This window comes from Dictyobacter kobayashii, assembly GCF_003967555.1.
GTDB lineage: Bacteria > Chloroflexota > Ktedonobacteria > Ktedonobacterales > Ktedonobacteraceae > Dictyobacter > Dictyobacter kobayashii.
In genome coordinates, this window is record NZ_BIFS01000001.1 from 3638768 (window position 1) to 3653597 (window position 14830).

11 protein-coding genes and 1 pseudogene are annotated in these 14830 nt (G+C 49.1%); 5 read left to right on the forward strand and 7 right to left on the reverse strand.

Going from position 1 to position 14830, the window contains the following annotated elements; translation table 11 throughout:
• The first annotated feature begins 614 nt into the window (after window positions 1-614).
• The 3 genes from EL645_RS16080 (at window position 615) to EL645_RS16090 (ending at window position 3252) form a co-directional block, all read left to right on the forward strand.
• Entirely contained in the window at window positions 615-1340 is a 726-nt protein-coding gene (locus EL645_RS16080; RefSeq protein WP_161977401.1) for a class I SAM-dependent methyltransferase, read from the forward strand.
• 61 nt (window positions 1341-1401) lie between these two features.
• Window positions 1402-2355 (forward strand): Rieske (2Fe-2S) protein, encoded by a 954-nt coding sequence (locus tag EL645_RS16085; RefSeq protein ID WP_126551465.1) that lies wholly within the window; start codon window positions 1402-1404, stop codon window positions 2353-2355.
• 465 nt (window positions 2356-2820) lie between these two features.
• Entirely contained in the window at window positions 2821-3252 is a 432-nt protein-coding gene (locus EL645_RS16090; protein WP_246035379.1) for an RNA polymerase sigma factor, read from the forward strand.
• Here EL645_RS16090 and EL645_RS16095 read toward each other — a convergent pair.
• Window positions 3239-4171 carry a DMT family transporter gene (locus tag EL645_RS16095; RefSeq protein ID WP_126551466.1) on the reverse strand — a complete coding sequence of 311 codons (933 nt, stop codon included), beginning with the start codon at window positions 4169-4171 and terminating at the stop codon, window positions 3239-3241. The two genes, EL645_RS16090 and EL645_RS16095, sit on opposite strands and share 14 nt — an antisense overlap.
• A 303-nt stretch (window positions 4172-4474) precedes the next feature.
• Here EL645_RS16095 and EL645_RS16100 point away from each other — a divergent pair, with 303 nt between their 5' ends.
• Window positions 4475-5158: an HAD family hydrolase gene (locus EL645_RS16100; protein WP_126551467.1), complete on the forward strand. Its 684-nt coding sequence runs from the start codon at window positions 4475-4477 to the stop codon at window positions 5156-5158.
• A gap of 138 nt (window positions 5159-5296) precedes the next feature.
• Here the strand turns inward: EL645_RS16100 and EL645_RS40235 are convergent, their stop codons facing one another.
• The 5 genes and pseudogenes from EL645_RS40235 to EL645_RS16125 all read right to left on the reverse strand — a co-directional run bounded on the left by EL645_RS40235 (window position 5297) and on the right by EL645_RS16125 (window position 12567).
• Window positions 5297-6283 (reverse strand): hypothetical protein, encoded by a 987-nt coding sequence (locus tag EL645_RS40235; RefSeq protein ID WP_174845302.1) that lies wholly within the window; start codon window positions 6281-6283, stop codon window positions 5297-5299.
• Window positions 6284-6638: 355 nt separating this feature from the next.
• Window positions 6639-7846 (reverse strand): annotated as a pseudogene (locus EL645_RS16110) (acetate/propionate family kinase).
• Window positions 7847-8081: 235 nt separating this feature from the next.
• A complete protein-coding gene (recG, locus tag EL645_RS16115) occupies window positions 8082-10805 on the reverse strand; it encodes an ATP-dependent DNA helicase RecG (RefSeq protein WP_126551468.1) in 2724 nt (907 codons plus the stop codon).
• 155 nt (window positions 10806-10960) lie between these two features.
• Window positions 10961-11341, reverse strand: coding sequence for a hypothetical protein (locus tag EL645_RS16120; protein WP_136625227.1), 381 nt, complete (start codon window positions 11339-11341; stop codon window positions 10961-10963).
• A 41-nt stretch (window positions 11342-11382) separates the two neighbouring features.
• Window positions 11383-12567, reverse strand: a complete 1185-nt coding sequence (locus EL645_RS16125) for an ArsA family ATPase (protein WP_126551470.1) — start codon at window positions 12565-12567, stop codon at window positions 11383-11385.
• A 382-nt stretch (window positions 12568-12949) separates the two neighbouring features.
• On the opposite strand from EL645_RS16125, the gene EL645_RS16130 reads away from it, so the two are divergent.
• The gene (locus EL645_RS16130) at window positions 12950-13918 is read left to right on the forward strand and encodes a phytoene/squalene synthase family protein (RefSeq protein WP_218031869.1); all 969 of its coding nucleotides are present in this window, start codon (window positions 12950-12952) and stop codon (window positions 13916-13918) included.
• 354 nt (window positions 13919-14272) lie between these two features.
• Here EL645_RS16130 and EL645_RS16135 read toward each other — a convergent pair whose 3' ends face one another.
• Window positions 14273-14485 (reverse strand): hypothetical protein, encoded by a 213-nt coding sequence (locus tag EL645_RS16135; RefSeq protein WP_126551471.1) that lies wholly within the window; start codon window positions 14483-14485, stop codon window positions 14273-14275.
• Window positions 14486-14830 lie beyond the last annotated feature (345 nt).

A 14830-nucleotide genomic window follows, 5' to 3' on the forward strand; every position in this document is an offset into this window, starting at 1 on the left:
CTACACTGCACCTCAACACCCTCTCAACTTGGCTTCAATTTAATACACGCTTAAACTGACGAGTTAGTCTCAAACTAGCTATTTGTTGACTGGTTTATATACAGATACTGATGTGGTCGCCCGTCCAATGTACCGCCTGGCAATTGCTTTATGTATGATACGTGTGAGCTTTACTGAATGATGCCGTTGTAGCTGAAATTGCGTCCTGGCAATACCGTTATTTTTCTACAGGTTACCTAAAAATTCCCTGAGAATTTATAATTGCACCGACTTTAACAGAAACTTTTTATTTTGAAATGGCGTACGACAAATAGTACACAGGTAGCATATCATTCATGTAGATGATGCCTTTCCAGCCGATGATAAGAACTGACCGTGAGAGCGCTGGGTGAGTATGCAGTATGAAGTAGTATGAAGAAGGGAAGATAAATGGCGAGTAGTGACACATCCCCCAATCTGAAGTTTTGTTTGAAAATCCATTTCAAATTGAAGATTTGCAGGTTTTTGACGCTGAGACCATACACGATATGCTGGCATGTACCCACTCACTGTTATCCAGTCAGTTGCTTGCATATGGTCTTCATAACGTTTCACCCGCGCTTGTGAAGCATATTATGCGGGGTGTTCCAGGAGCACAACAAGATTATTTCCAGCAAGAGCTGCAACGATCATTGCCTTCACAAAAGATTGAGCAGGCCCGCAGGCAGATTCTGGATGCTTTGTTCTGGGAACTCATTTATTGGAAGTCGCCCGATTTATATGAAGAGTTGACGGTCGGTGAGCGTTTGCATGAAGGTATCTTTCGCTCGATCAAGTCTGAGCTGGCTGGCAAAACTGTGCTGGATGCTGGCGCTGGTAGTGGACGAGCAACCTTTGAGTATCTACGCTATGGCGCGACCAGGGTCCATGCGATTGAACCTTCCAGGCTGCTGCATCTTCTGCGCAAAAAGATTGTGGCTCGCGGACTTGAGCAACGCATTCTTCCGGCGGCTGGCCGTTTTAACAAGCTACCACTGGCTGATCATAGTGTAGATACCTCACTTTCTTGTTCAGCATTTACAGCTTTGGAAGATCAGGGGGAGAGCCTGGATTATTGGAGCTGCGACGCGTCACCCGGCCTGGGGGACAGATCATCATTATCTGGCCACGTACTGCAGACCATCAATGGTTTCTCGCGCATGGCTTTCACTATGTGTCTTTGCCAGTTGAGGAAGAGATGTGTGTCCACTTTCGCTCATTTGAAAGTGCCCTGCATTGCGCCAGGCTTTTTTATGGGCATAATCCTGAAGTTTTACACTACTTACAAAAAATACAAAAACCACAAATTCCCTTTTCTGTAATTGGTATGAATCCGCCACGGGACTATTTTTGGCTCGCGGTATAAGAAAGGACCAATAGAATATGGTTGCGGAAGCGACAAATCAGAACGAAGCGGTAACCAGTTGGATGGATACTCCTCCGCGCTCGCCGTTACTGCGGCACTATAGCGCCAAACTGGTTGCGAATATGCCCTGGCTTGATAAACTTTCTGCCCCTTTGCAAAGCTGGACCAATGGTCTCTTTGGCAAGCCTAAAGATGTTACATACCGTGTAAAGGATTTTCTGGCCGGGGTCTGGTTTGGTCATCCTCTCCATCCGGTGCTGGTGACGATTCCCATTGGCGCATGGACCTCGACCTTCGTTTTTGATCTGGCCTGGTTGGCGAATGAAGATGACCATGCTATGGCCCGTAGCGCGGATATGATGCTATGGTTGGGCCTGGCGGGAGCTACTGGTTCGGCCGCTACTGGCCTGGCCAACTGGGTGGATACCGATGGGCAGGAACAACGTACAGGTATGTTGCATGCTGTGTTGAATGGTGGTATTACCGTTTTGAACCTCTCTTCCGCGCTTTTACGCCTGACGGGTCAGCGGCGTACAGCGATTGCGCTGGCCAGTACCGCTTATGCCATGGTCATCTACTCTTCTTACATTGGAGGGGAACTGGCCTATTCAGATGGTATCGGCATGAATCGTGCCATCCCTGAGGGTGGACCAGACAATTTTGTCGCCGTTATGGATGAAAAAGATCTGGCCGAAGGCAAACTGACTCGCGTTGAAGTTGAAGGTATCGCAGCCGTTCTAGTTAAGGATGGTTCAACTATTAATGCAATTGCGGCTACATGTTCTCATCTGGGTGGACCTTTAGATGAGGGAAGTTATGAAGATGGGGTGGTGTATTGTCCCTGGCATAATTCGGGCTTCCGCATGTGCGATGGCTGTGTCGTTAACAGTCCCGCTGTCTATGCGCAGCCTACCTTCGCGGTACGTGTGCGCGAAGGTAAAATTGAGCTGCGACGCCTTGAGCACGCTTGATTAAGCCGCTTTTTGATCTCTTTACTTTATGGGCCATAGCTTTATGGCCCATTTTTATTTGCAAGAAACGGCTCTACCTACACTACATACAAAATTCAACGCGCAAAAATTCTCAGTTGCGCCTGGGGACTACATCTTTGATACTCTAAATAGAATTATTGGGTTTTAATTGAATGAAATTCCATTGTAATTATCGTTTGAAGAGTATATGCTAGTATCTATAAAAGAATAGCTGGCTAGATCATGAATCCATTCAGAAACGAAGAGGTTACCCGTGCAAACTCAAGAATTTATGAAACCGTCCTCTACAGAGTTCTCTGATGCTGTCCTGGCCCAGATGATTCTTGATGGCGATCAACGTGCCTTTGAACTGCTGGTGCATCGATATCATACTCCCCTCTTTAACTTTATTTGTCGCTTTCTGGGGACTATGACCTGGCTTGTGATGTTCTCCAACAGGTTTTCTTGCGTTTTTATACGTCATTGCCCAAGTTGGGAACCGGCGAGCCATTTAAGTCATGGCTATTTCAAGTTGCGCGTAATTGCTGCGTCGATGAATTACGGCGGCGCCATCGCTACGCCATTCATTTTTCTCAATTAGAAGTGGAAAATTGCGATGGCGAACTTTCTGCTTTAAGCGATATTCCAGATCCTGGCCCTTTGCCAGAAGAATTGATGGAACGCCATGATCTTCAGCTACATCTTCAGCAAGCAATCGAATCATTACCACCCAAGTTTCGCTCGGTTGTCGTCTTGCGCTATGCTTCACAGCTAAGCTTTTCTGAGATTGGAAAGGTTTTGTGCATGCCAGAAGCTACTGCTAAGACGTATTTCCATCGAGCTAAGGTCTTGTTGCGCAAGATTCTGGGAGCTCAGGCTCAGACTACGTACGTTTAAGCGGTGGCTCGTGCTGTGTATACTGAGCCCTGAACTGCCTGGTTTGTGCTATACAAACTCCCAGTAGAATCAGTACTCCACTGAGGAGTAAGCCTGATGTAATTGCTTCGTGTAAAAAGAGACTACCACCGGCCACACTGACAAGTGGCACCAGATAAAGGAAGAGCCCTGCCTGTGAGCCTGGCATGGATGCCACCCCATAATTCCATAAAATGGTTGCGATGACCGTACTACCAACGGTGAGTAAGAGCAGTGCCAGCCAGCCAAAGGCATTAAAAAGCAGTAGATGGCTCGCAAGTTGTGGGGTATAAAATACCAGCAGTGGTAGTGTCCCGATCAAGGTGGTCAGCCCGGTACAATTCCTGGCTCCGTACTTTGTGGTCAGGGGGCGTACTAGTATCGTGTAGGCGGACCACATAAAGGCTGCCAGTAATGTTAATCCTGCTCCCAGCAGTTGCGTAGTGGTAAAAGAGATACCTGTTGTGTCCCCCATCAAAGCTCCTACTCCAATGCCAATGGCGGCCAGGGCTAATCCAAGCCAGACAGACCAATGCGGCCGTTCGTGTGTTAACCGCATTGAGAGTAGCAAGATCCAGATGGGTTCAGTGGCAATTAAGATGCCAGCCAGGCTAGCAGGAATAAAATTGAGCCCAAAGGCGACGATCAGGTTGTAGCCAATACTATTTAATAGCCCGCATAGAATAGCTAATCCGATATCTCTTCTTGACCAGTGCTGATTTCGCAGTTGTAGCAATGTCGGCAACAATAGCAGCGACGAAATAGTGAAGCGCACCAGAATCAGTTGTAAGGGTGTCAGGTGGCTGAGCAGGTATCTGGTGGCCACTGGTGCCATCCCCCAGCAGATTACCGCCAGTAAGAGTGCTCCTGCGCCAAAGGAATAGGATGAGCGGGTCTGCATGTCTCTTTTCAACTCTCTTCTTTATTTAATGTCGATATATTTCAATGTTAGCTGTTTTTGCTGTGCAATTCAAGCTAGCTGATCGATTTTCAGGTCGTGCACGTATCCCTTTATAGAGAGATGCGAGTAATAAGACTACAGTAAAGAATTCCTTCTGTGGTGCAAAAATTGCGCAGGACGCAATTTTTGCACCACAGAATAAAAAAGGTGCGGGCGCGGCAGCCCATGTCTGCATGGGAGTGGCACGTTTCCCATGATGATGGAAGTAAGGCACATTTACACATTTTAAATAGGAGGATTTGTATGTCTCAGCATAGACCAATTAAGGGCGTTATTCTGGATGTGGATGGTACGCTGGTAGATAGTAACGAAGCACACACCAGGGCCTGGGTTGAGGCAATGGAATGGGCAGGCTATCATGTTGATTTCAAAAGAGTTGCTCCTTTGATTGGCATGGGTGGCGATAAAGTTTTGCCTGAGGTCTTGAATATCTCTAAAGATAGCCCTGAGGGGCAACGTATCAGCCAACGGCGTAAGGAGATCTTTCAACAAAAATACCTTGCGACTGTCAAAGCTTTTCCCGGTACGGCCGAATTGTTACACCATATGCATGATCAGGGGCTGAAGTTGATCATTGCAACTTCCGCAGAACCAGACGAATTGAACAAAATGTTACAGCTCATAGAGCCGCATATTGAGGAATTGTTTGAAAATGCTACTACATCTAAGGATGCCAGTCAGTCCAAGCCAGATCCAGATGTAGTTCAGGCCGCCATTGAGCGCATCAAATTGAGCCCGCAGGAACTCATCATGATTGGCGATACTGCGTATGATATTGAAGCCGCTTCCAGGGCTTCGGTTGCCGCGATCGCTTTCCGCAGCGGCGGCTGGAGCGATGAGGACTTAAAGGGCGCTGTGGCTATCTATGATGGCCCTGCGGATCTTCTCAAGCATTATGATGAATCTCCATTGGCCCGGGGATTATGACTAACAGAATAGGCTCTCCGTCCTTCCCCGGAAGGACGGAGAGTCACAGAATAAAAGAAAAAGACAGGTAACAATCAGCATTACCTGTCTTTTTCTTTTATTCTGTTGGTTATATACTTGCTAAACCTACAGCGGCAATTAGATGCCGAGGTAGGCACGATACTTGTTCCACTGAGCAGCCACGAAGCTACGCGCTTCTGAACCCGCGATAGGGGTATAGAAAAGAGCGGCGGCCACACCAGCAATCAGGCCCAGGCGGAACATGGTCTTTGCCCGTTGGCGCTTGCGCTGGTAGTGCTCATATTGATCCTGAACTGATTCAGAAAAATCTTTGGCATTTGAGGCGGCTTTCTTCAAGCTCTTGTTAGCCTGCTTTGAGCTCTTATTCAGGAAGTCCTGGGTTGAAGCCAGTCCTGGTACAACATTATCCTGAATGCTGCCCTGAAAATGATCCAGCTTTTTCTGCGCCTTTTTTAGATTTTTCTGCGCTTGCTTGCTGTTCTTCTCAAACAGATCCTGTGCCCGTGATGTACTGGTATCAAGAACGTCCTGGGCGCGGTGTGTACCAACCTGGAAGAGGTCTTGAGCACGCTGCGTACCTGTCTCAAGGACATTCTGGGCGCGGTGTGTGCCAGTTCCCAGAAGATCCTGTGCCAGTGAAGCACCACTTGAAAGAGCGCTCTGGGTTTTATCCCAGCGTGTGCTGGCGTTGTCCTGGGCCTGGGACTGGAATTTCTTGAAGTTTTTCTGAGCTTTTTTCTGAGTTTTCTTCAGATTTTTCAGATTCTTCTCGTTTTGTTTCTGGTTCTGTTTGAGCAGAACACTGGCCGCACCAGCTCCAGCTAGAAGCGCACCCTGGGTTTTGGTCAAACCCGTTCTTACATTGCCATAAGTTGACTGTGCAGTATCCCTGGTCGTACCATAGGTTGACTGTGCAGCGTCTTTGGTGTTTTCGTAAACAGACTGTGCGGCGTCTTTGGTTGCCTCATATGCTGATTGTGCAGCATCTTTGAGGTTCTCATATGTAGACAGTGCCGAGTCCTGAGCCTGTTGATATTTCTCTTGAGCTCGCTCGTATTTTGTCTGCGGCTGATGAGATGTAAGGCGATCTAATAAGTTAGCCATACGACCCCCTTTCGCTTGTTGAGTTGTCTATCGAATTTTTTAATATTTGTAATCGTGCTACGTACTATAAGCACGCTTGAGCTACTGATGTAGTTTCATTTAGTATACAGGTAGTATACAGGTACCAATAAGAGATAGTTGATCCTTAGAATGTGCCTTATTCTCATGATCTTAGCGCTCTTCACGCCTGCATTTGAGCGCCAAAGGCGCTCAGAAGTCTTCTTGTGTGGTGCAAAAAAGTGCGCCCGGCGCACTTTTTTGCACCACACAAGAAAAAAAGCTCGGGCGCGCCAGCGCACGTCCACGCAAGAATGGCACGCTTCCCAAGTGGATGGGAGTAAGAGACATTCTTAAATCACTGCATAATGCGCCAGCATTCGCGGGCGATTTCCCAGTCTTCTTGTGTATGAACAAGAAGGACACGTACCGTGGAATCAGTCGTAGAGATCTCTTCATCGGCTGGTGATGCGTTATTTTTTTTCTCATCTATTTTTAGATGCAAGAAGTCAAATGCCTCGCAGACCTTTGCTCGGATCAGCGCGTCGTTTTCTCCAATGCCACCGGTAAACGTGAGTACATCAATGCCACCCAGTGTGGCGATCATGCTGCCAATGGCGGCGCGTAGGCGATAGATGAAGATATCGAGGGCCAGTTGGGCGCGTTCATTGCCAGCCTTAATCGCTTCATGAATAGCACGCACATCGCTTGAGAGGCCCGAGACGCCTTTGAAGCCAGATTGTTTATTGAGTATGTTCTCTAACTTATCGGCATCATAGCCTTTTTCGCGTTGCAGATAGATAAGAATGCTGGGATCGATAGAGCCAGAACGTGTCCCCATCATGAGCCCTTCAAGGGGAGTAAAGCCCATCGTGGTGTCGATGCTGTGACCATGTTTGATGGCGGCGAGCGAACTGCCGTTGCCAAGATGACAATTGACCAGGAGCAGCTCTTCAAGCTTCTTTTCTAGAATCTGGGCACTTCTACGCGAGCAATACTGATGGCTGATACCATGAAAACCATAGCGTTGAATCCCTTGCTCGTACCATTCATAAGGTCCTGGGTAGACTTTTACTTCAAGGGGCATACGGCGATGAAATGAGGTATCAAAGACGGCAATCTGTGGCATATCGGTCTTGATCTGTTCGATCGCCTGGATGCCTTCCAGATCAGCTGGATTATGCAGAGGGGCAAAGGCGGCCAGTTTTTGAATGGTATCTTTGATATGCTGATCGATATGCACACCTTCTGTAAAATCCGGGCCGCCATGCACAACTCGATGCCCAACTACGGCGATCTCGGCCAGATCGTTGATAACTTTGGTGTTGCCTGACCAGAGTGTTTTGAGCATTTGATTGATAACGTCTGTGCGATTGTTTGTGTCTAACTCTTGATCGATGGTTTGGCCATTAGCTTTTATTTTTAGCTCTGTTTTGCCTTGTTCTTTGGTCCAGTCTGCCTGCGCTTCCCACAATGCGCTGGGGGTGTTGAACGCAATGGGCTTTCAACTTCATATAAGCTACTTTTATGGCTGCTTGACCCGGCATTAAAAACCAGAACTTTCATACAATGGGTCCTCTCCCGTGATTGAGCTATACAACTATATGTCAAATATAACACGTTCTATGCCCGGCAACTGTGACATTTCCTGATTTTTGACGGTTGCTGGTAATAGCGTATGCCTTGCTTGAGTATAGGTCTCAATCTCTACAAATGTATAGGGGTTTACAGGCCGGTGCACTGATATGTGAGGGGATTGTGAGATTGAAAGGAGGAGCTGCGCCCATAAAGGGGCGCAGCTCTAATGGGCCATAAAGTTTTGCCAGAAGAGGTGCATCCGTTCGCGTAGAGGGGTATGCTCTGGCTTACGTAAGTATGGATCGCTTTGCCAGAGTTGTTCCGCGAACGAACGTGCCTGCTCGATTAGAGCCGTATCGCTGAAGTCCGCGATATGTAGCTCTGGCATGCCGCTCTGACGCACCCCGATGAAATCGCCGGGTCCGCGCAGGCGTAGATCTTCTTCTGAGAGCTTAAATCCATCATCGGTATCCTGGAAGACGCCCAGTCGTTCCTGGGCCTGGATGCTGGCTTCTGCGCTCAAAACATAACAGTAGGATTGGTATTTGCCGCGCCCGACTCGGCCACGGAACTGGTGTAACTGGGAGAGTCCGAAGCGGTCGGCGTCTTCAATAACCATGACAGTGGCGTTCGGAATATCGATGCCAACCTCAATTACTGAAGTGGCCACCAGAATGTCCAATTCGTGGTCGCGGAAACGATGCATGATCTGATCTTTGTCGGCTGGCTTCATTGCTCCATGTAGTAAACCTATACGCAAGTTAGGGAACACTTCGCGCTGTAAGCGTTCATATTCACTGGTGGCAGCCTTGGCTGATAGAGACTCTGATTCCTCGATCAAGGGACAGATAATGAACGCCTGACGCCCTTCTGCCACCTGTTGGGCGATCAGGGTATTAGCCTCATTGCGCCGAGTGCCGGTCCGCCAGCGGGTAATGATTTTCTGACGCCCAGGGGGTAACTGGTCAATCACTGAGACATCGAGATCTCCATAGAGTGTCAGGGCCAATGTACGCGGTATTGGCGTTGCCGTCATTACTAACATATGTGGATGCAGGCCCTTTTGACGCAGGGCATCGCGCTGCTCAACGCCAAAGCGATGCTGCTCATCGACAATCACCAAGCCCAGGCTATGGAAGTTTACGTCATCCTGGATTAAGGCGTGGGTGCCAATTGCGACTGCTGCCTGACCAGATTCCAGGGCCTGGCGGGCCAGGTTGCGTTCGCGCTGGCGCTGGCTGCCTGTCAGCAGGACCGTCTGGATGCCAAAGGGTTCCAGCATCGCACTGATACTGCGGGCATGCTGTTCTGCCAGTAATTCGGTTGGAGCCATGATCGCCCCCTGATAGCCATTCAAGGCTGCCAGCAGGAGCGAGGCCGCCGCCACTGCCGTTTTACCGGCTCCGACATCACCTTGTAGCAGGCGACACATCGGCTTGTTTTTTGTCAGATCCGCGAAAATCTCGTTGATCACCCGGCTCTGGGCGGCTGTAAACGAGAATGGCAAGGTGCCTTCAAAGGGCTTATCGGTGGCAATGACCGACCAGAGCGTTGAACCCAGCAATGGCGCGGCAGCTGGATTGGGCGCGGCTTTTTTACTGGCCTTAGCTGTATCCTGGGTAGGATTCAAGAAGATACGATGGTCGTAGCGCATGAAGGCATTGCCGTCTTTTGCCTCGCGTTGCCAGCGCGCGCGCCGCTCTTGCATCCCGAGTTGTAGCATAAAGAGCTCATCAAAGGCCAGCCGATGGTGGGCACTGGCGCGTAGCTCTTCGTTGTCTGGATAGTGTATTTGCTCGATGGCTCGTGACAGCATCATCAAGCGAGCGGCAGACTGTATGGAGCTCGGGAGATAATCCGGGATCATTTTGGCGTAGCGATCAACCACATATTTGGTGAAGCGCCGTAAAGCCTTGGCATTCAAGCCCTCGGTTAGCGGATAGATAGGAACCATGCGACCGGTATTGAGCAGATCACCCTGTTCAGGCAATTCATGGCTGCGTACCGAGAACTCGACCTTATTGCCAAAGCGCTGTTTAACGCCTGTCACGACCAGGTAATTACCCTGCGAGGCCTGCAGCTGCTTTTGCAGATAAGGCTGATTAAACCAGGAGACATAGAGCTTGCCTGTCTCATCTGAGATAGTTGCAATGGTGCGTGTACGCCCATTGCCGGTCCGCTTCGTCTCTACATCCCAGATCAATCCCATCGTTGTGGTCACTTCATTGAAAGGGACATCAGCGATTTTGGTCAACTGGCTATAGTCGCGATGCTCGCGCGGAAAATAGAAGAGCAGGTCGCGTACGGTGCGCAGCCCCAGCGAGTGCAGTCGCGCCGCCACGGTGGGACCAACGCCTGGAATGGCAGTGATATCAGCGCTCAGCAGGGTCAGTGAGGTATGGCCCTGACTCATGCCGGCTTCCAGTCGAATTGGATTAGGGATATCCTGAGGCGGCTCTTTGCTGGCTGCCGATTTAGGTGTGGCCGCAGGCTTAGCATTTTTTGTTGTTGCTGCCCTGGCTTCCTCAGGTGCTGCGGCCGCAGACTTGCGCCGGGCTATATTTTCTGGCGCTGGCTGTCTTACTGGTTTGCTGGCCGTAGGGGACGAGGTTGGTTTGCTGTTAGCCTGTGATGCTGCTGTAGCATCAGGAGTGGCCATCTCAAGTTCATTAAGGATTGCCAGGGCAGCCCGCAAGCTGGAGGCACGCTGAATCGGATCTTGTTGATGATAGCCATCAAGATATGAAGCGAAGCGTTGTAGTGGGCTCGCATCCTGGCCGGTGCTCTGGCAGAGTGCGCTGGTATCCGCGTACCAGCGCGCGGTAAACGCCTCTACGCCACCGGGTTTAATGGCTTGATCCTGGTGATTTGTGCGCTGCTCGTGCTGTAGAACTTTGCGGGCGCGCTCAACATAGGTTGTAAGTGTTGCAGTATTGCGATTTGACATAAATACGGTTTTTTACTCTGTACTGTGACGTTCAATATTCAGTGTCCATAATAGAAGGTAATTGGAACAGGTGTCAAGTACTAGAGGTATTCTCTGACCCATGGTGCAGGCTGTGAGGAATAGAACTCTATCTACCTCTAAGCCCCGGAAAGTGATTAGATGCAATGGTTGAGGTACATGGTGAGAAAGGTAAGCGTTACCAGTATGGTGGCCCAAAGGACTGGTTGGGTAATGGTGCGGCGGTCGCGTTCATGGCTGATGAAGAAGCGTAGACAGCCCAGTAGGATGATGGCAATGGCCGCAATAATACCTGTATAAAATATGGTGCTGATCGTTCCTGCGCACACCGGTGTGCTTTGTCGGTGGCTGAAGAGCAGGTTAATCGTCACCACCAGAATACTCAGGATAGGGAGCAGCATGCTGTTCACGGTATTGATCACGCGTTGATCTCCCTGCTTGCTACGCCAGTAGAGCCAGAGCAGTAACGCTATAAGCACCAGGGCTGTAAAAACAATCAATACCGTTATGAGCAGCATGCTAATGATTTCAAGACCTTTCCACGACAAGCTTATCGGTATCAGGCCGATTTATCTGCTTGTTCCGTTGGGACATTAAAATGGATTTCCAGCGATTTATTAACGAATCTGGCGACGGTCGCCTCTTGATTGGCCAGTACCGATGGTAAGGTGATATCGCGCTTGAAATTGCCGATCTCCACCACCATCTCATCACCTTTTTTGCTCATCGATACTTTATCCATTTCGACATGGGGCAATGGTAAACGCAGGATATAGGTATCGCCTTCGCGGACAATTTCCTGGATCGGTCCCCGATGGAAGACCTGTGTGGGGTCATTAGCACCAAAGATGGTTTCGGCCAGCGCCCCCAGTGCATCGATGCCTAGAATTTCACGCGAATGATAGGGCGCTTCCCAGACAGGTAGCGGCGCAAAGGTCTGGTGGATGCGCTGGCGCAGCTTTTCCTGGGTGCGATAGAGATCCTGCATAAAGGCATCCTGGTACTCTCCAGCTTGAATCACACGATTGCAGACAACCGCATCGATTGGATAACCGAAGAGAGCCAGGTATGTTTCGGCGCGTAGTGCCTCTTTAATTACCATACGCTCTGGATTGACCACGGGTCGATAAGAGCTTACCTCGGGATCGCTCAGTACCTCACGTAACGCTTTGACCCGCTCGCTCAAGGCATTGACGGCATCTATGATCTCGGTGGTAGGAATTGGGAGTACCGCCTTGAGTAAGGGACGTGCAAAGCCCAGATTATTCTGCAGGCCCATGATACGGCTGGCATACCATTGAAAGGTATCTGGCATACTGAGGAGCCGCACCGTCTCGCCAGTCGGCGCGGCATCGATGATCACCACCTCAAAGTTACCATCACGCGCATTGCGATAGATGTTGATTAAACTGACTATCTCATCCATGCCCGGGATCAATGCCAGCTCGTCCGCCAGGACGGCGTTGATCCCCTGTTTGCGCAAAGTTTTGGTCATCGATTCCTGCAGTTTTCCCCAGCCCTGGCGCATTTCATCCAGGACATTTACTTCCTGGGCCCACAGATTGGTAGCCAGTTCTTTGGGCTCCGAGGTCAGGTTGGCTTGCAGACAATCTGCAAGGCTATGGGCAAGATCGGTGCTCACAACCAGGGTACGTTTTCCCTGCGTTGCGGCCCGTACAGCTGTGGCAGCTGAAACGGTGGTTTTGCCAACGCCACCTTTGCCAAGATAGAGAATAATGCGCATAGGATTCCTTGCTCTATTTTCTTTTACTGTATGGTTAAACGACCGCAGTGGCGATCTATCTCTCACAAGTTTGCCTGAAATATGTACGAAAGCTGCACCGTTTAGGTTTGATGATCTATTCTTGCTGAGGTTTAGTGGTATATTACCCATTTCTATAACGAACATACATCTATATTATGATCATGCTGTGATGATATACGAATACTTTTTCTAATATTGTGAAATTTATACTGGCAATAGGATACGTTTTTTCTACGGCAGCAGAAATATTTATTTTTTTATACTGCGAGATGGAGTATCTTGTTGACAGGGGGTTAACTGGTCGATATTTCATCTATCGATGAATAACACCAGCGCTACTCAAAAAACGAATAGGAGATATATGATGCGGCAGGTACAGCAGGTGACAGATGCCTATGAATACTGTCGTCAGGTGACGCAACGAGCATCGAAGACCTTTTATTGGGGATCTGTTTTTTTACCTCCACAAAAAAGACAGGCGGTCTGGGCTATTTATGCGTTCTGCCGCATGGTTGATGATATTGTTGATGAAGAGGCTGACGGTACCACACCTGCGATTGGGCATTTACGGGGATCATATTCGCCCGCCAGGGCTATCGATGGGTGGCGCGAGGCTCTAATACGTTTATATGAGCAAGGCCGTACTGCCGATGATCCGATTCTGCTGGCCTGGGACCATATGCTAGAATATTATCCTGTTCCACTCAGGCCGGCCTTAGATCTTCTGGATGGCGTAGAGATGGATCTCACCAGGCAGCGCTACCTCAATTTTGATGAGCTGCACCTCTATTGCTATCGCGTAGCCGGCACCGTTGGTCTGCTGACATCCCCAATCTTTGGTTACGAGGATGAAGAAGCCTTAAACCATGCCGTAGATCTAGGCATTGCCTTACAGCTAACAAATATTTTACGCGATATCGGAGAAGATGCGCGCAGAGACCGTATTTATTTGCCTCTGGATGAAATGGCTCGTTTTGGATACAGCGAAACTGATCTGATGGAGGGTGTCATTAATGACGAATTCCGCGAATTGGTGCATTTTCAGATGAAGCGAGCTGATGAGTATTATCAGAGAAGCTTACCCGGCATCGACTTGCTGCACCCTGACTGCCGGTTGGCTGTTCGCCTGAGTGGAACCCTATATCGCTGTATCCTGGATCGTATCCGCATCAATAATTTCAACGTATTCACCATGCGTGCTAGCGTCCCCCTCCAGACAAAGGTTCGTATGGCCTCAACCCACTGGTTCATGCAACAGGTTGACCCATATGTCAAAGGAATTCATAGCTGGAAAGGCCAGCACCAGAGTGCCCTCTCCTCTCACCGCTAACCAGCAAATTTTTATATGATGGATGTTGTGAGATCACCTCATCCATTGAGCATGGGTGGTGTGAGAGTGTCCTCTCCGCCTCATCCATTGAGTAGGAGTGGTGTCGAGAGAGACCTCCTCACCTCATCCATTGAGCATGGGTGGTGTCGAGAGAGACCTCCTCACCTCATTCATTGAGTAGGGGTGGTGTCGAGAGGCGGCTGCGGCCGCCTCTCGACACCACCCCTACTCAATCTTTTTCCCCGCCGCAGGCGGGAACCACAAACAAAAAAGTCCACTTTCAATATGAAAGCAGACTTTTGTAAATAAAATTGCTATGCACCTAAAATAGAGAACAATAACATCCTGAAATTATTAAAGATCAACCTTGCCATTTACGACAAGCAACTTCAGGAACTCAAGGTGTCGAAGAACCTCTACGCGATCGCTCCCACCGTGCTGATACCACTGTCTGAGCCAGACCAATGAAATAATCTCGTCCTGGGTAAACCCGTTACGAGCGAGCTTGTCCGTCTCAGTCTCTGCACTTTGCGACGCATTTATCATTTCTAGAGGCTGTGTATTCATGTGTTTATCCTTCCACCAACGCCCTTCATAGGCACTTCACCGCAGCATTGTTTCCGCTTTTTTATGTACTTACCAGAGGTTTAATAGATCAAGCATAAGCCTTTGATGTACTAAACGTGAGAGACGTTGCTTTTTCAAATATTAGTTTGCTTACCCCACTCAACTCAGTGAAGACTCCCCCTTCCTACTACTTCATTCCCACACTACAAAGTATAAGCGGAAAAAGGTCGCAGTTGCTATCGATTGCGTGACAATTAGAGTGTGAAATAGCTCACATTTGCAGGTCTTTTCATCACTTACTGCCCATGATATTGCTGAGTCAGTTTTGATGAACTATCTGCCCTA